The sequence below is a fragment of the Serratia sp. L9 genome (assembly GCF_050632285.1).
GTDB lineage: Bacteria > Pseudomonadota > Gammaproteobacteria > Enterobacterales > Enterobacteriaceae > Chania.
In genome coordinates this window covers 5053435-5071315 of record NZ_CP192591.1, presented here as the reverse complement: position 1 = coordinate 5071315, position 17881 = coordinate 5053435, and the positions used below count along the sequence as shown (strand labels likewise).

The following is a 17881-nucleotide window of genomic DNA, read 5'->3' as shown; positions in this document are numbered from 1 at the left end:
GGCATTGCCGGGCGAATACAATGCGTTTATTGTGATGGACGGCTTTGTTGCCATGACTTTTCTGAGAAGGATTTAGGGCGTGACTAAACTACGTGTTGGGGTGATCTTTGGGGGCAAATCGGCGGAGCATGAGGTTTCGCTGCAGTCGGCAAAAAATATTCTGGATGCCATCGACAAAGAGAAGTTTGACGTCACGCTGCTGGGGATCGATAAACAGGGGCAGTGGCATATTAACGATGCCTCTAACTTCCTGCTGAACGCAGAAAACCCGGCGCTGATCGCGCTGAACCATTCGAACAAAAATGTAGCGTTGATCCCTGGGCTTGAGAAACAGCAACTGATTGCCGCCGACGGTGCGGGTGCGCTGGGTCAACTCGACGTGGTGTTCCCAATCGTACATGGCACCCTGGGTGAAGATGGCTCGTTGCAAGGGTTGCTGCGCATGGCAAATATGCCGTTTGTCGGCGCGGGCGTATTAGGTTCGGCAGTCAGTATGGATAAGGACGTCACCAAGCGCCTGTTGCGTGACGCCGGGTTGGCGATTGCACCTTTCGTAACACTGACCCGCGCCAACCGTAACCAATACAGCTATGAACAATTGAGTGAAAGCCTGGGATTACCGCTGTTTATCAAGCCTGCCAATCAGGGTTCCTCCGTTGGCGTCAGCAAGGTGCACGATGGGGCGGAGTTCGAACAGGCCGTGGCCCTGGCATTCAGTTTTGACCACAAAGTGCTGGTGGAGTCGGCCATCGTTGGTCGCGAAATCGAATGCGCGGTGTTGGGTAACGATCGCCCGCAGGCCAGTGTCTGCGGCGAAATCATCCTAAGCGATGAATTTTACTCTTACGACACCAAATATATTAACGAGCAGGGCGCACAGGTGGTAGTGCCAGCGGCGCTCAGCCAAGACGTCAGCGATAAAATCCGCGATGTAGCCTTGAAAGCATTCAAAGCCTTGGATTGCCTGGGCATGGCGCGTGTCGATGTTTTTCTGACGCCAGACAGCGAGGTGATTATCAACGAGATTAATACACTGCCTGGTTTCACCAATATCAGCATGTATCCAAAACTGTGGGGAGCCAGCGGGCTGAGCTATACCCAATTAATCACCGCATTGATTGAATTGGCGCTGGAACGTCACCAACAGGAACGTGGATTGAACAGCTCGGTATTTAACCGCGCCTGACAGGCCTTATAAAGCAGAGGGTAACCCCTCTGCCTTGGGTTGAGACCGATATTATCGATCGGTCCGATCAGATTTTAGGTACCTTATCAAACAGGTTTTTCATTTCTTCCGGGAAACCATTGGATAAGGTTGCCCGTAAGTCACTCATGGCTGTTTCGAAGTCTTTTGGCCGTTCTTCGCTCTGCATTTTCTGATGAGCGCTCACATTATCCTGCATCCCATTCAGGATCTTGTTCATGTCATCCATCATGGTCTGGCATGATTGATTTACCGACTGCATGATACTTCGTGCCGCATCGGCCCCCGACATTTCCATTTTGTCCATGCCTTCAACAAAAGGCTTCTGCAGGTCGGCCTGAGCTTGTTGGCCAAGGCCTGAGCTTTGCTGCATAACATCTTTTATATTTTTCGGATCAAGCATTTGATATTCCTTTTTACGCGGTTAGAGGTTTTTGGGACACGAAAATTGGCTCAGCGCTCGTGACCACAGCGGGTAGTCCTTCATGGTTGAGCTGAGTTCCACTTTAAAAAATCCACTGATCGAGTTCATGGCAATGGTCAACTCGCGGCTATTGCTGCCGAGCTTCACAGGATTACTGGCGTCATACATGCGGAAGATGGCCCAAGGCCCATCAAAGCTGACCGCTTCGACCTTGCCGCTTTGTGTTTTAAACGTCAGGCGGATATAGACCCCGCCTTTGGGACCTGGCCAGTCCACACGCATAGGCTGGCTATAACCATGGCTGTAGGTGAGCACCTGCCCATCCACATCCAATACCGCTTCCAGAATGCTTGGGGACAATGAAATAGGGCGGATAATCATAGACATCGCCATCTTGCCAGAGGCATCGAAGAAGGTGTCGCGGATCAGCGAGGCATTCTCGAATGCCCCGACCGTTTTCGTGGTCACCACGCCGGCACTTTCTGGTTTAACCTTCCAACTGTTACCGCTGGTATCGACATACGGCGCCAGATTCTGATCGAAGAAGCTTTGCATGGCCCCGCTCTGGCTGAACATGCGACTGAAATCAGCGATGCCGATCTCTTCTCTGGCTGAGCGATTGAATGGATAGCGGCCACTGACGGTTTTATTGCACAGATCTGAAGCAATGGAGGAAACCCCTTTATTCAGGTTCTCTTTGCTTTGTTGCAGGCTCTGGTTCTGACCGGTTGACAACAGATCCATCATCACGCTGCGTACCGGTTCTGGTTGGCGTGCCATGTCAATTTGTAGCCGGCTGAAGTCGGTATTCTTAGGCAGGATCTGGCCTGCACGTAGCGATACCGAAAGTGTAATCAGCTGGTTGTAGATCTGTTCGAAAGCATTGGCCAGGGGATCGCTGTTACTGGTTGTGGCTTGTTGTAACTGGTAGCCAAGCCGACGCAACTGTTCGAAGCGATCTTCCACACTTTTCTCCGGCGTAAGGCGAAAGCGGGAACGCTCACCGGACATCTGATCTATAACACTGCGGCGTGTCTGATTCAGTTTGTTGCGCTGGGTGTCGAACCAACCGGCCACGTCCCCCTTGCTATCGGCATTAAGCGTGGTCTCTCTGGTGGCAAAGCGCACCAAATTTGCCAGCGGGGAAGAAGGATCAGAGAACTGACGAGCCAGAAGAGCGGCATCGTCGAGATCGTTGATGGGACGTACCCGGATATCATTGAGGAATGCATCCCAGTGGTTGGCATACTCCATCAGATAATACTTTCTTGTCTCATCTGACAGTTTCTGCGCGGTGGCCAGAAGGTTAACCTGGCTGACGGAGTCTCTGCTGTCGCTGAGCACCCAGCTTTGCTCCTTGATCATGTTTTCTGACTCGTCCTGTAACTGGGCCAGGAACACTTCGTGATAACTGGCTCGGGTGTAAAAACCAGGGATAGCCAGGTCGGTTACGGTGCTTGGGCTTTTGCGGCGCAACATCAGGGCCACGCTCGGGCCAGCCATATCCGCCAGAGTGATATTTTCGATGCGCGGTGGCAGCGGTTTATCCTGAATACGCTGGGCAACCCGAATATGGATTGGGATCCTCATCGCTTTGATACGAGCCGTGCGGATCAGTTCATCATCCATTTTGGCTTTTGGGGAACCGGGCGAAGTATCGTCAAACAGCTCTCGCAGATGATAACTGAACAACTTGCGTTCGCTGGCGGTATAGCCTTGTGGGGCAAAATCATTCCAGCGGCTCATAAACCAGTTTTCCAGAGCCTCCGGTGAGCGGCGTTCCGGTTGGCCCAGCATCAGGTAGATTTTTAGCGTGTCGTACCCATCGTCGTTACCCGATAACGTATCCTTACGCAATTCGTTGGTGACGTAGTTTTCTACCGCAGGCCAGAATATTTTGTTCAGATGTCGGTGATAGGTTTGCAGCATGACCCGGTTGAGCAGGCGATGCTCAAAATAGGGGGTCAGTAGCGGTGGGGTACTTTCCAGGAATTGGGTACCGATATAGCCCAATTGCTCAAAGGCAGCCACCAGATCGTCGTTAATTTGATTGGTTAAAGGGATATCGCGTACGATCCGTTTGGTCTCCTCGAAACGTGCCGAGGCGTAGGCAATATAGTCATACTCCCAGAAATACCGGGAGCCCAACATTAACAAGGTCAGGCAGATCAACAGCGTGACCAGCAGATAGCGGCCGGTCAGTATCAGGCGATTACGTAATGGCAGCGGCCCGGAAGAGTGCAAAATACCACGTTCAGTTACCGCGTTACTCAGGGCCGGATAGTAAATTGGCCCCATGGGGCGGGTTTCAAAGGTATCTTCCCAGGAAGACAGCGTCAGGGTGCTGCCCAGCCACAGTTGTCGCAGACAACCGGAATAACCAATCGGTGTGGCCGGGAATACCTGTTCGAATAGATTAAACAGGGGTTTTTGCAAGGCTCCGAGGCTTTCTGTAAACAACAACAGTTGCTGGCGAACGTCGGCGCTTGGCGCATCATGCAGTATTTCCAGTACGTAGCGGCTTACCTTGGCCTGTAGCTCACGATAGCGGGCTTCATCGGCAGTAAAGTCATTGTGCCCTTGTGGGCTGCAGGTCAGGCTGATACCCAGCCCCTCGGCGAGGACGTTTTCACTCATCAGTGAAAGGAATGCGGCTCCCCCGGGTAGCTTGTCGATGTTGTTAAGCAGCAGATAAACCGCGATATCGGTATGGAAACTCGCGGCCGCCTCCTGAATACGAACCCGCAGGGTATCGGCTAAAGATTTGCGTTCAGTCAGTGAGGCATGCAGCAGCATTTCGGCATCCAGGCAGAGAATAATCCCGTCGATCCCTGGGTAGCGCCGGTATTTGCGGATCATGGAGAACAGGTTTTGCCTGGCATTACCGGCCTCTTCGCTCTGGCCGTGCAGCAGGATCCATTCTCCCGCCGTATCAATATAAACCGCGCGATCTGTCAGCCACCAGTTACAATCCTGCGTGGGGCCAATATCTGTGGTTTGCGCCAGACCATACTGCTCAGACAACAAAAAATGTTCGCCGCTTTCATAAACCAGCGACGTTTTTCCGCATCCCGGTGGTCCCATCACCAAAAACCAGGGTTTTTCATCGATATATTGGCGTTTTCTGCGTTCACGCCACCGTTGCCAGCGCGTTTTGTGGCTGGCCAGGCTGACGTGCTGCAAAGTGCGCAGTGCATCATAAAACCGGGCAGAAACGCGATCCAACTGCACCGTTTTTTCTTGCGCTGTGGTAATGGCGCCCGGAGATGGCGGAATATCCAGCCCAGGCAACTGGCTACGAAAGGCCACAATGCCCAGCACAGAACCAGGATGATAATGATTTTGCGGGTCCAAACTCCTGCCAGAGGGAAAAAGGAACCAATGGCAATCAATGGCCCCACCCACCAGACGGCATAGCAGAGCACCAGGGCAATCATCAAAATCAGAAGTCGACGTATCATAACGATCCCTATTATTGTCTATTGGTATCCAGAAGCACGGGGGCACTACTGTCTATGAATTCCTTCATGGCCTGATCGGCATCGCGTTTGCCTATTTTCCACAGAATATCTACACGACGGTTACGGCGGCGGCCTTCTTCCGTTGCGTTATCAGCCAGGGGTTCGGCTTCACCCCGTCCTACCGCACTGATTTCCCGCTGATGTGTTTGATTGATGTTGGTGGATTCCCGCAGCTTGTCGGCTACCACGATGGCCCTGGCTTCAGAAAGCTTGAGATTTGAGTTGTTTGAGTTGCCGCGGAAAGGTTTGTTATCCGTATGACCGATAACCTCCAGATCCCCCGGCCATGGCGTCAGTGCCTCGCCAAGGCGTTCAATATTGCGTTTAACCAGGAACTCCTCGGACAACTGAGCCTGCCCGGTGCGGAATGCCCCATCTGAAGTGAAAATCAGCAGCCAGCCACGCGGATCTTTACGCACCTCTAGCCAGCCCTCGTTGAGGATTTTCGACAATGGGTTAGGCAGGGTTTCCATAATGTTGATCTTGCGGGGCTCTGGTGGCACCCAGGCAAGGATGTCACTGCGGATCTTGCGTGATTGTTCATGCAGGTACCAGGCACTGGCACCGTATACGCACAGGCATATGAGCAGGCCATAGCAGAGTATTTTTAATGCTTTGACGTAGGCGCGCCGCGGCGAACCTTTGACGGTTTGCGCAATGGCCAGCGACTCGGTAGGGGTCTGCGCATACAGCAACTGATGCAGGCGGTTACGCAGGTCCATCAATAACACGGTACCGTGTTCAATCATCTGGAATTTACCCTCGAATCCCAATGACAGGATCAGGTCGTAAAACTCCAGTACCTGCCGGTTCTGTTTGGGCGATTCCAGATATTCCTGCAGATGTTCGAAACAGTCTTCCCCGCCCCAGGCATCGCGATGGAACTCCACCAGCAGGCTTTGGCTAAATGATGCAGAGTTCTGCAGACCGGAGAAAATACCGTCGATGTAAGTGCAACAGAGATAAGAAAGGTGATGAACATCCTCCGCCGGGCAGTTCTTTTTCTGCAGATTTTGCTGGAAATATTGTATTTCCCTGACGATAGGTGGCCTGATTTCGGCCACCTTGATTTCGGGATGCGAGCGCAAGCGCTCGACCAGTAATAGCAATGGCATCGCGGCGGCAATGTAGGGATTATCCCAGGTACCGGACAAAACTCCGGGGCGGTCGGGGATCACCCGGTAAGGTTTATGTTGTACCTGCGGCACTCTGACAACGTGACGGGGGGTCTCATAGTCACTTTCGGTGCCGTACTCCCCCATTGTCGATCCCGCCGGTTCATTGGCGGGTTCGTCGTGATAATCTTCTTCACTCTCATGGCGTCGTGACGCCGGGGATGCACTGGCGTGGGGCATTATACCGCTCAAAGATGCCACGCTGCTTTTAGCTTGCCAGATAGGGTTGGTCAGTGATTGTTCCGCATGACGTGCGCCATTGCGCGCTGCGGAAATCGCTTCACGGATCTGGCGTTCAAAATCATTCATCCGACTCTCCCTTGCCTTAATCCCCAGGCTTCAAAACGCAGTTCGGGGAATTCCCCGACGATACTGAGTGCGATAGCGGTGCCTGACATCATTTCCTGATAGATCGGATCGGCATGATCGACCTCAAAATAGACACTGTTGGGGTAATAGGGGATATGTCTCGGCGGCGATGCCATCGGCATCATTCTGGCCCCAGGAAGTTGCAGGTCGATGAGCTGGACGATTTTTTCAACTGGCCCCAGTTTGGTTTGTGCCGGGAAGTAGGTACGTATGGTATCCGCAGGCAGTTTTGAACTGACGGTAAATATCAGCTTCTCCAGCCGCAATTGAGCGTCGTTCTGGCACAGATAGATATTGTCGCCGCGCTCGACAAATGGCAGGGCAACGGCAGGTGCTTCGATGACCAGTGACAATGCGCGGCGCAGGGCGGCAAACAGCGAAAAATACCCGTTGTGCGGTTCGTGATGGGCGTAGAGCAGATCCTGACGGGCCCAGGGCTTTTCGCCGCCGGGGATGGTACTTAAGCGGCCAAGCAACCCCAGCAATAACTGGAAGAGCAATTCAGGATGAACCTGGCGCTGTGTCAGTAAGTGCGAGAGTTTTAAGTTATATTCGCTGAGGGTTTGCAGCAGTAACAACTCCAGCAGCTCAGACAGCCCTCCCATAGACAACGGCACATCTGGCCGATAGACCGCCTCCAGCCGTTGCACTATCAGACCCAGTAATTCCGTGGTGGCATTTTCCAGCCAACCTATCGCCCTGAAATCCAGCATCGGCGGCAAAAACTTGTCATCAAGAATCAGCCGCCCATCCCGGGTGCGCTCTTTGATAAACGCCACCGGCAGCATGGATTCCGCATCGCTGATAGCGCCGCGCAAATTCAAGCGGGTTTGCAGTTGCCCAAGCTGAAGGGTGGTGATCAGCGGTGTACCTTCCGCCGCAATGCCATGATTGCGATCCTGAACTTCTGCATCCAGCGCGGTAAAGCGGCTACCCTGTTTACCGCCGGTCAGGTCAATATAAGTATTGCCGGGAATATCCATCAGTACGGAAATACACAGCACGTTGCCTTGGCAGTTTTCTCCGGGATCGAAAGGCAGCGGCAGGGGATCGCTGTCCCCCATATGGAACGGCGTACCGTCGGGAAACACACCACTGGCTTTGTTCAAGGCAAATTTGCCCTGATCCAGTAGACCCTGGTTAATACTCAGCGCCTGGAATCCCCAGGCCAACGCCCCCAGACTGCGTGTACGCATATCGATAAGGTGCTCCAGGTAGCGCTCTTGCTGCTGGAAGTGCTGGGGTTCCATCAGCATCCCTTCCACCCAGGCAACACGTTGTTTCGGCAACATATTATTCTTCCTTTGAAACGTCTTTGGCCTGGTTCGTGAGCAGCGTCAGGGTACTGCCATCGACCAGGACTACGGGGTTGAAATCGGTACGTGCATCGGACTTCAGCTGTATCGGGTTTTTACCTCCGCCCATATTTTGAAATTCGGCGGCAATCACCAGCCAGCGCTCCTGATCGAAAGGCACCTCTCGCAGATATTGGCGTGTCTCCAGGGGGGCCAGAATGTATTGGTTCACACTGATCACTTTATCGCTGGTACTGATACCGCTGCAGGGTGTCCCCTGATACAACTCAGGAGGAGACCAGCCATCGAGGTTGGTTTCGATGATGCAGATCTTCACCGGTTGCGCCTGCCCGTTAGCCCCTGGATTAATGCTCTGTGAGGCATTAATCTGCAGGCCGATCTGGCGTTGCTGCGGTGGGATTTCCGGTGCGGAGGAAAACCAGCTGCAGCCGCTGAGCAATGTCCACCCGGCCAGGATGGGCAGATGTCGGAAACGATAGGGGTTCTTCATCTTTTTTCTTGGATTGGCTGGGTTCCGTTTGTGTTGGATATATATTTAAAGTATTGATTATATGCATTATTTTCTTGCCTTCGTTTGGCTGGGTTCCATTTGTGTTGACGGTGCATTGAAATTATTGGTCATACTCATATCGTTCATACCGGTGGCCTGGCTCCCCTGGATATAAAGTTTGGGTGAACCCTGGATCGGATCCATTTTTCCATCCCTTGTGCCGGAAGCGGCTCCCGTAAGGAAGCCGGCATCTGTCGTCGATGTGCGTGTGGTACTCACTGAGGCCTCAGGTGCGCCACAAAGGTAAATGTTGGCGTGGTTTGGTATCCCCTGGCTATTGGGGGCGTCGTTTGGACCCGGGATCGGGATCATTGGGGTCACCCCTGCAATACTGCGACCCTTGCCGGTGTTGTTGAAAAATGATGACATTTGATTTACCCCATATGTATCTGCCCGCCGTCGATTCTCAGTACGGCGGAGGCATTTAATGAGCCGATTTGGCTATTGATGATCAGGCTTTGTTCCGCCTGTTGGCTGATATGGCGGGCCTGGAGCTGATCGGTATTTTCCACCTGCCGATAAGCATGTTTTGCCCGAACCAACAGGGTATCGGCAACCTGATGCAGGGTTTTGGCGACCCAGCGTGTCGTGCGTGCCAGTAATGAGAAGTTGCCGGTATGGATTTCGACCCGCTCAGGGCTGTGGATCTCTAACGCGGGTGCCAACAGGTGCATGGGGACGTTGCCGCTGTTCAATATCAATGGCGCCTCTGGCTGCAGGCGTTGCAGGATGGCGGTAACAAAAGCCTGGCGTTGGCATAAGACCGCACTCACCAAATCACCGATTTGCGGCTGCACCAGGCAACTGGCCGCTGTTACCAGCGTTATCTCCACATGGTGCTGAAGGCACAACTGGCCATCCTCATTAAGCTGGACGCGATCGGTGATGATGTTAGGCACCAGATGTACGCGGCGGACTCTCCTGTGCGTACGGGGAGGGCGAGGAATACTGGCCGCGCTGTGGGAAGAGAGACTGGAAATGAGTTCAGACATAGCGACTTGCTCCTGAGGGAATAGGTGAGAGTGTTGATTTGCTTTGCGGCCCCGGCTGATGCAGGTCGTACCAACTGTCGATCCGCGTCAGCAATGGGTCCGGTAAGGAAAATGGCGTATCCAACGGTTGCAACTGTGCGCCGTGCAAGCGCGTCGCCGCTATTTTGCAGGCTTGAATCGATGAGGTTTGCAGCACGCAATTACGCAGATCGGCCTGGCTTAAATTCACCTGGATCAGATTACAGCGCTCCAACTGGGCACGTAGCAGTGAAGCCTGCTGCAGATCGGCAGCCTCCAGGTTGCAGGCGGTCAGTTTGGCGTTGACAAAGCGTGCGCCTCGTAGCTGTGCCAACTTGAGGTCACAGTTTTCGAGGGTGGCTTCGCTGAACTGCGCGGTATCAAGGTTACTGCCGTCTAGCCAACACGCCTTGAGCTGGCTTCTGTGGAAATTGGCATATTGCAAGGGCAGCTTGCGTAGTTCGGTTTGCGTCAACTCGCAACGGCTCCAGGCCACGGTGTCAGCGGTTATTTCCTGGTAGCGGCAGTGGCTCAGGGTGCAACACCCCATCACCTGACGGAGGATATTCACTCCCTGCCAGCAAGCCTGCGACAGCTTGGTGCCATACCAACTGGCATCTTGCAGGCTGCCACCGGTCATTTTCAGATCGGTGATGGCGGAGTTGGGAACGGTCAAATAGGAAAGCTCAAGGTTTTGCCAACGGGCAAATTCCATCTGGCAATGGGCTAACAGCCAGACCTCAATCTGGCAATCGCTCAGTTGCAGTTGTTTCCAATTACTTTCCACACAGGTCAGCCTGGCGGCAGTTAAATCACTGGCCGTCACGTTTTGCAGGTGACTCCCACGGAACGTGCAGTTCTCCATGTCGCCAGCCTGTATTCTGATGTCGTTAAAGCGACAGTTCTCAAAATGGCAACCAAGGAGAGAGCCATTGGTGAGGGCAATATCCGAGAAGCTGCAGTCAATAAAATGCGTCTTGAAAAGCGATATGCCATCAAGCTTGCGCCCCTTAAAATGCCGGCCAACGATCCGCCGTGGTTCTTTTGGCGGTATCGCCAGGGTTTCTATTTCGCTCATCCCGTTCTCCTGTCAGAAGGCCTGTTTATGCCGGTAGCTTGTAGCGGCGTGGGATCCAATGGGTTTTTTCCTGCAGGCACTGTTCGAAGCGAGTAGCCAGGTTCTGACTGGTCATGGCCAGATTGGCTCCGGCCAGGTTGCAGCGCTGGAAACAGGTATCGCGCAGATCGGCGTTGTACAATATGCTTTGTTGCAGGCTGGTGGCCTGCCAGATGCTATGTGTCAGGCAGGCATCCTTAAGGTGCAGTGCCGCCATATCACAAGCGGTGATGGTGGCCTGATCCAGATTGGCTTGGTCGCAGCATCCCTCCAGCAGTGAACAATGCGTAAAAGTGCTGGCTTGCAGATTGGCCTTGGTGAATCCCACTTTTTCCATATGGCATTGTTCAAAGAGGCTTGCCGATAAATCGACCTCTAAACCGGTGGTGAAGCTGTATATCTCGCAGCGGGTAAAACTGACGCCCTGCCAGTTGCTGTCGATAAACGAGCTTTTCTCCAGCTTGCTGTCGATAAATTTGGCGTTCAGGCCAGTGGATTTTTCGAAAATGCACGAGGTTAACAAGCTGCTGCTATGTTGAGATTGGTTGAATGAGGTCTCAGAGAAAAAGCTGCCGTCCAGCGTGCACTGTTCAAACCGACTGAGAGTGAAATCCCCCAGCTTGATAATGCATTGCTGCCAGCGAAAGTCGCTGAAGCGACATTGCAGAAGCTGGCTCGATTCCAGCGTGATCTTTTCATACAGGCAATGGTCAAAAAGGGTGTTGCTGAATCGGGTGCTGCTGATAAAACACCCCGCCACATGCACGTTGTGCCAATGGGCGTCTTCAATGTGGCAATGTAAAAACTGGCAATTCTCAAAGGTGCAATCTGCCAGAGTGGTGCGCAGCAAACGGCAGTGATTAAACGTGCAATAGCGAAAACGCCGGTTTTGCAGTGTCAACGCCGTGAAGTCTGTGCCAGCAAAAGTGATGTTCTCCGCGCTGTCCTCGTGACGTTGCAACCACAGGGTGCCAGCCTCATTGTCTTCTGCGGGGGAGCCTGCTCGTTGTGAGGCAGGGCGGGGGGCTGTTGGCGTTGCTGTTCGATGGCTTCGCGAACGCTCTGGTAAAATCCCTGGCTCTCCTCGGCAGGCTGCGGCGTTGCTCTATAGCGCTTTGAATAGGGGTGATCGGCTAAATCGCGGATCACATTCACCGACATGCCAACGGGCATGAGTTCCGGATCGTTGAGGGATTCGAAATTGGGGGCCCCTATCTGGCTGCGGCGGCGGTAAATCTGTTGGTAATATTCAGCGTCTCGCAATGCCTGAACGTTATCCAACCCCACCAGCAAGGTTTCTAGCGGCTCATCGAACAACTGGCTGATTGGCACACTGCCGGTAAAAATCATCAGGCCGATATCGTGGTCGGGTAACAGCCACAGGGTTTTACGCTGCAGGTGTATCTCTTGCGGTTCAGAACTGTGCTTATGCCAGGCAAAAGCGCGAGCACGCACCGCAGGAAAACTGCCTGCTATTATTGCTCCGTCAGGGCGGAAACCCTGTAACTCATAAGGAATGCTCTCCGGCCATTCAGCGCTTTTCAGCCACTGAGAAGGCGGGGCCAGTTGGAAGTATCGATGGTCGATAGTCGGTGGCAGACCGGGGAAATAGGCCTCCAGATAATGCTTATCCGTCATATTCCCGGCGATGCTGTCCAGATGGGATTTCCGTAACTGGAATTCGTGTGGGATCGGTGTGGGGGCGGCCAACGGCGAGCGAACGATGGCCGCCCCGTCAAAACCTATCGACATCAGGTTTGGATTACTGCTGTCGTCATAACCCCGGCCCCAGGGATTGTCTTTACAGCCTTTTCCCCCCAGCTTTGGGCGTGATCCATCGGCATACGGAGGAACGGTTTCACCAGTAGGCTGGTTTTGTCGCTGTCACCCTCAATACGCCAACGACGTGACAGGGAACCTACTTTGACCCGGACATCCAGCGAAGTTACCTCTTCGCCAATACCTGCATGGCCGGCCAGTAAATATTCCGCAAACGGCTTGGGTTCTGCGCAATCCAGTATTTGGAAAGCGCGTGGGGAATTCTGCAGCGCGTGCCAGATTTGAGGGGTGGTTACAAAGTGGTCGGGTTTGGATAAGTAACAACCGGCCACGACGCTGATGCCCATATGACTCTCCCGCCCGATCTGGTAGCAGTTTTTCAGTATTTCCAACTGCTGTGGGCCAATAGTGTTCATCGGTTTTCCTCACTCAGTTCTTCATCTGCATGCCGACAGTTTTCAGATCAACACCGTGGTCTGAGTACTGCATGGCGGTATAACTGATACCCAAACCGGTATTGCTGATACTGCTGCCGGTGGTACTGATGCTGCTGCCGGTATTACTGATGCTGCTACCGACAGCGCTAACGGAACTGCCCGTAGTGCTGATACTGCTACCGGTGGTGCTGATGCTGCTGCCAGTGGTGCTGACGCTACTGCCGGTGGTCGAAATGCTGCTACCTGTCAAACCGACGCTGCTGCCGGTGACGCTGGTACTGGAACCGGTGGTACTCATGCTGACACCCGTCTGGCTGGTGCTGCTGCCCACACAACTGAAACTGACGCCGGTAAATGAGGCGCTTTCACCGGTCATACTGGTGCTCTCGCCGGTCATACTGATGCTTTTACCTGTCATGCTGCTGCTCATGCCGGTCATGCTGTGGCTGCTGCCGGTCATGCTGTTGTTGCAACCGGTAAAGGAGTTGTTGTTGCCGGTCATGGAGTTGCTCATTCCGGTCATGCTGCTGGACATGCCGGTAAAGGAGGTATTCATCCCGGTAAACGAGGTATTAACGCCGGTAAAGGAAGTCCCGATGCCGATAAAGGAGGTATTGATCAGCGTCAGGCTGGTGTTCAGCCCGGTTAAGGCGAAGTTGACCCCGGTGGCGGAAACGCCCATCCCTTTAGCCGAGACATCCAGACCCGTGACTGAAAAACTGACGTCTTTATATGAGATATGGTTGCTTACCCAGTCGGTTTCGGTGCGCTCTACGGTTTCATACTTATCCTGACCGATGGCGGTAGCGGCATTACGCTCAATGGTTTTCTGTAAATCACGTTCGGCATGCAGCATCACGCGTTCGTTGCCACGCTTATCATCGAAAGTCAGTTGGCTGGCATGTTGTGGCTGACCAAAACGCAGCGAGCGTGAAACAAAGCCCGAATAATTAATATGTTCCGGTAAGCGATAAGGCGGCGGGTTTTCCCCGTTGTAGACGATCCCTGTCACCATAGGCCGATCCAGATCGCCATCCACGTAGTTGACCAGGACTTCCTGGCCTACGCGCGGCATGGCCAGGACGCCCCAGCCTTTACCGGCCCAGGCCTGTACCACGCGGATCCAGCAGGAGCTGTCTTCTTCGGTGGTTTTATAGCGATCCCAGTGGAAGTGAACGCGGATACGCGCAAACTTGTCGGTATGGACTTCAGATTCGCGTGCGCCGACCACTGTGGCACTTTGCACGCCAGGTAGCTGGGGTCTTGGCGTGATGCACAACGGGCGGTAGGTAATGTCGTCATTGAGCGCCATAAAGCGGCAGGCAACGTTGCGCCCTTGGCTACCGCTGTCTGGCCCATCTTGTAAAAAGCTGTAGTCACAGGCAATCAGCTTGAAGGTGCGGTTGCGGTTGTTGTCGGGGTGCTGCAACAGAGAGAATGACTTGCCGGCGATCAGGCCCGTGGCGTTACTTTCACCGGAAAGCAACTGGCCATTGCTCTGCATGGCTTCCAGACGTAGGCGGGCAATATTCTCACCATGTTGGGTATCGGTGTACCCGGCGGCATAGTCATACCATTCCAGAGGTACGCCTTGCAGGTGCTGGCGGGACTCCTCGATATGAGTTTGCAGGCTATTACGTGGGTTAAGAAAATCGAAGTCACGCAAGACGACTTCGCTGGCATGAATACGCTGCGAGCGCTGAATGCGTTGCACACCTTCGCGAATAGCGCGCATTTCCTCGCCGTCAGGCAGAAAACTCAGCTGAGCATAGTTTCCTTCCAGTGGGGAAAATTGCTGCTGATCGGTAATGACCAAGGTATGTTTTTCATCACCTTGCTCGAAGTAATACCAGACCCCTTCGTCTTCCAACAGGCGGTTGATAAAGTCGAAATCGGTTTCGGCAAACTGCACGCAGTACTCGCGCAGCGGGTAGCTGCCAGAGATATCGATACGGTAGTCGGCAAAGTTATAGCGCGCAAAAACCTGTTCAATAATGCTGATGATATTCAGATCCTGAAATATCCGGCAGTTACGGTTCTGCATCAGGAACCACAGCCAGGTACTCAGCTCTAACCGGTAAATGAACTGATTTTGGCGCTGGCCTTGATCGTTGCCAGCCACCACATAGGTGAAGAATGTACGGTAACCGGCAGAATCAGGCAGTTCGATACGGACCTTGATAATTTCACCAAGCAGGCTGACCAGATCGATGTCGGCATCAGCCGCCTGAAATTCGAGGCTGTACATCGAGTTTCTGGAAAGCCGCTCATGTGTAGTAAAGCTGAGAGGGAAAGCATCAAACCCCGACAGCAACTCATTTTCCACTTCAATTAAAGGCATAACGACCTCGTCTAAAAATAAGGCTTATAAAGCAGCCATTGGCTACGCTTAAGCGAATTCCATACTCAGGTTGGCGTCGTTGAGCATCAGCCGGATTTCTTTCAGGGGGATAGCCTCATGCTGGCGCCGTAATACTTCGTTGCCGATTGCTGGCAATACCGTCTGGCGTAGCAGCTCTTCTACCGCCCGTCCCCGGTTCGGATGGCTTGAGACACGTTCGGCGATCCAGGAAGGGATATCCCCCTCGGTTAACAGTGTGGCTCCGAGCTCATTGGCCAGCCGCTGTTGCAGACGAGCGAGATAATGGGAAGCGATTTGAGCCAGAGCGCCTGGTTGTAAGGGCAGATAAGGGATGATATTGACCCTGGCCAGCAGTGCCGGAGCAAAGCGCGGGAGAAGGGCGTCGTAGACCAGAGGCTTCAGGGTTGAAAGCCTGATGCTGTTGTCGGCCAGGAAGGCCTGCTCGATCTCTTCCGCCCCCTGATTGCAGGTCAAGAGAATGAAACACTGGCGGAAACTGACAATGCGTCCTTCTGAATCTTCCATCCAGCCTTTGTCAAAGACCTGATAAAAGGCGTCGTGAATGTCGGGATGGGCCTTGTCGAACTCATCAAGCAGGATCACCGAGTAAGGTTTGCGGCGTACTGCCTCGGTCAGTTTGCCCCCTTTGCCATAACCGACGTAGCCAGGCGGTGCCCCTTTAAGTGTTGACAGGGTATGCGCTTCCTGGAACTCACTCATGTTGAAGGTGATAAGATTATGAGCACCGCCATACAGCATATTGGCTAACACATTGGCGGTTTCTGTTTTACCGGTGCCTGTTGGCCCAGCCAACAGGAAGATCCCTAACGGCCGTTCCTGGGATTGAATTCCCGCCCGCGCAATACGGATTGTCTGGGCGATTTCCCTGATAGCATTTTCCTGGCCGAAAATGCATTCCCCCAGGTGCTGCTCAAGTTTCAGCACGCATTCGATGTCATCCTGCAACATCTTGCCGCTGGGGATGCCGGTCCAGTCAGACAGGACCTCTGCGATGGTGTGCTCATCAACCCACGGGTAAACCAGAGGGGTATCCTGTTGTAACTGGGCCAATTCAGACCAACGTGCGTGTTCGGTAATCACGTTGGTGGAACCTTCTGTCGGCAGCAATTCCTGCACCAGTTCCTGCTCAAGTTGGTTACGCTGGCGTAAAGCAGCCAACTGGCTTTCCAACTGGGGAATGATAGCCCCAACCTCAGCCAGCCGTTCATTGACTGCGGCCCCCAACTGATGCTCTCTTTGCAGATATTGGTATTCCGTACTCAGGATGCCAAGCCGAGCGGCCAGTTGTTCTACTGCCTGGGGCTCAGCATGTTGACTCAGCGCGACACGGGCGCAGGCCGTATCCAGCAGGCTGATTGCTTTATCCGGCAACTGGCGTGAAGGCAGGTTACGTAACGACAGACGTACCGCCGCGAGAATGGCGTTGTTCCGGATCGTTACGCCGTGATGGCTGGCAAAGTGGGGTGCTATGGCACGCAGCATTTCCACCGCTGTTGGCTCATCAGGTTCCCCGATCAGTACCCGCTGGAACCGGCGGGTAAGGGCCGAATCCGGTTCAATAAACTGTTTGTATTCGGACCAGGTTGTGGCGGCGATCATCCGCAGAGCGCCGCGCGCTAGCATCGGTTTCAGCAGGTTGACGGCGTCGCCCGTGCCGGCCTGTCCCCCAGCCCCGACCAACGTATGGGCTTCGTCACAAAACAGGATCACCGGGACTTCACTCTGGCTGATACCATCAATCAGCGCTTTCAGACGGGACTCGAATTCCCCGCGCATACTGGCACCTGCCTGCATGCGGCCAAGATCGAGTGACAGCAGACGGGCACCTCGCAACAGAGGCGGGATGTCATTGCTGGCGAGTCTCCTGGCCAGAGCTTCAACTACGGCGGTTTTTCCGACACCGGCCTCACCCACCAGGATCGGGTTGTTTTGACGGCGGCGCGTCAGGATATCGATTATCTGACGCAATTCGGCTTCGCGGCCAATGACCGGGTCGATCTCGCCCGCTATCGCCTGTTCAGTAAGATCAAGACACCATTTATCCAGGGCTGCCTGACTTTCCGCTGTCTGTTTGGCAAGGGGAGTGGTGGCCAAGGCGGCATCGTCCAGTCGCGCATCTTCATGTTCTATGGAATCGCGCAGCAGGTTTTCATATTCCTGTGCAATCTGCGGAACGGGTAATTTCTTGAATTCATCACACAGGCGATAAAGCCAGCGTTGATGTTGTGCATCCTGCAGCAACCCGAGCAGGATGTGGGCGGTACGGATCGAGCGTTGCGCTCCGATCACTTGGCTCATAAGTAGCCCGGATTCTACGGCTGACTCCAGGCGCGAGGAGAGATCCTGCACTGCCGTAGGGGTGTTTGGCATATGCTGAATGATGTTATCCAACCGGGCGCAGATGACCGCTTGGTTCAGCCCATAATGTGCCAATAGCGCCGGGACATCCCCTTTTTGTTGATCCACCAAAACTTTCAGCCAATGCTCAAGCTCCACGTATTCGTGCCGGTAACTGCGACAAAGCCGGGTTGCCTCAACAAAAGTTTGATAGGCAAAGGCACCTAGCTGGTTAAAAAGGCGTTCACGCTGGTACATC

11 protein-coding genes and 2 pseudogenes are annotated in these 17881 nt (G+C 53.7%); 1 reads left to right on the top strand and 12 read right to left on the bottom strand.

Features of this window, described 5'->3' with window-relative positions:
- Positions 1–79: 79 nt before the first annotated feature.
- Positions 80–1186, top strand: a complete 1107-nt coding sequence (gene ddlA / locus ACQ86O_RS24085; protein ID WP_431223178.1) for a D-alanine--D-alanine ligase — start codon at positions 80–82, stop codon at positions 1184–1186.
- 67 nt (positions 1187–1253) lie between these two features.
- Here the strand turns inward: ddlA and ACQ86O_RS24080 are convergent, their stop codons facing one another.
- The 12 genes and pseudogenes from ACQ86O_RS24080 to tssH form a co-directional block, all read right to left on the bottom strand.
- Entirely contained in the window at positions 1254–1607 is a 354-nt protein-coding gene (locus ACQ86O_RS24080) for a DUF6277 family protein (protein ID WP_431223177.1), read from the bottom strand.
- A gap of 21 nt (positions 1608–1628) precedes the next feature.
- Positions 1629–5036 (bottom strand): annotated as a pseudogene (gene tssM, locus ACQ86O_RS24075) (type VI secretion system membrane subunit TssM).
- Positions 5037–5100: 64 nt separating this feature from the next.
- Entirely contained in the window at positions 5101–6633 is a 1533-nt protein-coding gene (gene icmH / locus ACQ86O_RS24070) for a type IVB secretion system protein IcmH/DotU (RefSeq protein ID WP_431223176.1), read from the bottom strand.
- Positions 6630–7985 carry a type VI secretion system baseplate subunit TssK gene (gene tssK, locus ACQ86O_RS24065; protein WP_431223175.1) on the bottom strand — a complete coding sequence of 452 codons (1356 nt, stop codon included), beginning with the start codon at positions 7983–7985 and terminating at the stop codon, positions 6630–6632. Before tssK ends, icmH begins: the two co-directional genes overlap by 4 nt.
- Position 7986: 1 nt before the next feature.
- Entirely contained in the window at positions 7987–8499 is a 513-nt protein-coding gene (gene tssJ, locus ACQ86O_RS24060) for a type VI secretion system lipoprotein TssJ (RefSeq protein WP_431223174.1), read from the bottom strand.
- A gap of 66 nt (positions 8500–8565) precedes the next feature.
- Positions 8566–8928 (bottom strand): PAAR-like domain-containing protein, encoded by a 363-nt coding sequence (locus ACQ86O_RS24055; RefSeq protein ID WP_431223173.1) that lies wholly within the window; start codon positions 8926–8928, stop codon positions 8566–8568.
- A gap of 5 nt (positions 8929–8933) precedes the next feature.
- The gene (locus tag ACQ86O_RS24050; RefSeq protein WP_431223172.1) at positions 8934–9551 is read right to left on the bottom strand and encodes a DUF3540 domain-containing protein; all 618 of its coding nucleotides are present in this window, start codon (positions 9549–9551) and stop codon (positions 8934–8936) included.
- Complete coding sequence (locus ACQ86O_RS24045; protein WP_431223171.1) at positions 9544–10647, bottom strand: pentapeptide repeat-containing protein; 1104 nt, start codon at positions 10645–10647, stop codon at positions 9544–9546. Before ACQ86O_RS24045 ends, ACQ86O_RS24050 begins: the two co-directional genes overlap by 8 nt.
- Positions 10648–10672: 25 nt before the next feature.
- Positions 10673–11647: a pentapeptide repeat-containing protein gene (locus tag ACQ86O_RS24040; RefSeq protein WP_431223170.1), complete on the bottom strand. Its 975-nt coding sequence runs from the start codon at positions 11645–11647 to the stop codon at positions 10673–10675.
- Positions 11584–12812, bottom strand: a pseudogene (locus tag ACQ86O_RS24035) (DUF2169 domain-containing protein). Before ACQ86O_RS24035 ends, ACQ86O_RS24040 begins: the two are co-directional and overlap by 64 nt.
- Before the next feature lie 82 nt (positions 12813–12894).
- Positions 12895–15243, bottom strand: a complete 2349-nt coding sequence (gene vgrG / locus ACQ86O_RS24030; RefSeq protein ID WP_431223169.1) for a type VI secretion system tip protein VgrG — start codon at positions 15241–15243, stop codon at positions 12895–12897.
- Positions 15244–15291: 48 nt separating this feature from the next.
- Positions 15292–17880 carry a type VI secretion system ATPase TssH gene (gene tssH / locus ACQ86O_RS24025; RefSeq protein ID WP_431223168.1) on the bottom strand — a complete coding sequence of 863 codons (2589 nt, stop codon included), beginning with the start codon at positions 17878–17880 and terminating at the stop codon, positions 15292–15294.
- Position 17881 lies beyond the last annotated feature (1 nt).

What these genes read in the sequence shown, in the direction of transcription:
- ACQ86O_RS24080 (WP_431223177.1), bottom strand. Translation starts at nt 1,607, where the DNA reads ATGCTTGATCCGAAAAATATAAAAGATGTTATGCAGCAAAGCTCAGGC.
- icmH (WP_431223176.1), bottom strand. Translation starts at nt 6,633, where the DNA reads ATGAATGATTTTGAACGCCAGATCCGTGAAGCGATTTCCGCAGCGCGC.
- tssK (WP_431223175.1), bottom strand. Translation starts at nt 7,985, where the DNA reads ATGTTGCCGAAACAACGTGTTGCCTGGGTGGAAGGGATGCTGATGGAA.
- tssJ (WP_431223174.1), bottom strand. Translation starts at nt 8,499, where the DNA reads ATGAAGAACCCCTATCGTTTCCGACATCTGCCCATCCTGGCCGGGTGG.
- ACQ86O_RS24055 (WP_431223173.1), bottom strand. Translation starts at nt 8,928, where the DNA reads ATGTCATCATTTTTCAACAACACCGGCAAGGGTCGCAGTATTGCAGGG.
- ACQ86O_RS24050 (WP_431223172.1), bottom strand. Translation starts at nt 9,551, where the DNA reads ATGTCTGAACTCATTTCCAGTCTCTCTTCCCACAGCGCGGCCAGTATT.
- ACQ86O_RS24045 (WP_431223171.1), bottom strand. Translation starts at nt 10,647, where the DNA reads ATGAGCGAAATAGAAACCCTGGCGATACCGCCAAAAGAACCACGGCGG.
- vgrG (WP_431223169.1), bottom strand. Translation starts at nt 15,243, where the DNA reads ATGCCTTTAATTGAAGTGGAAAATGAGTTGCTGTCGGGGTTTGATGCT.
- tssH (WP_431223168.1), bottom strand. Translation starts at nt 17,880, where the DNA reads ATGTACCAGCGTGAACGCCTTTTTAACCAGCTAGGTGCCTTTGCCTAT.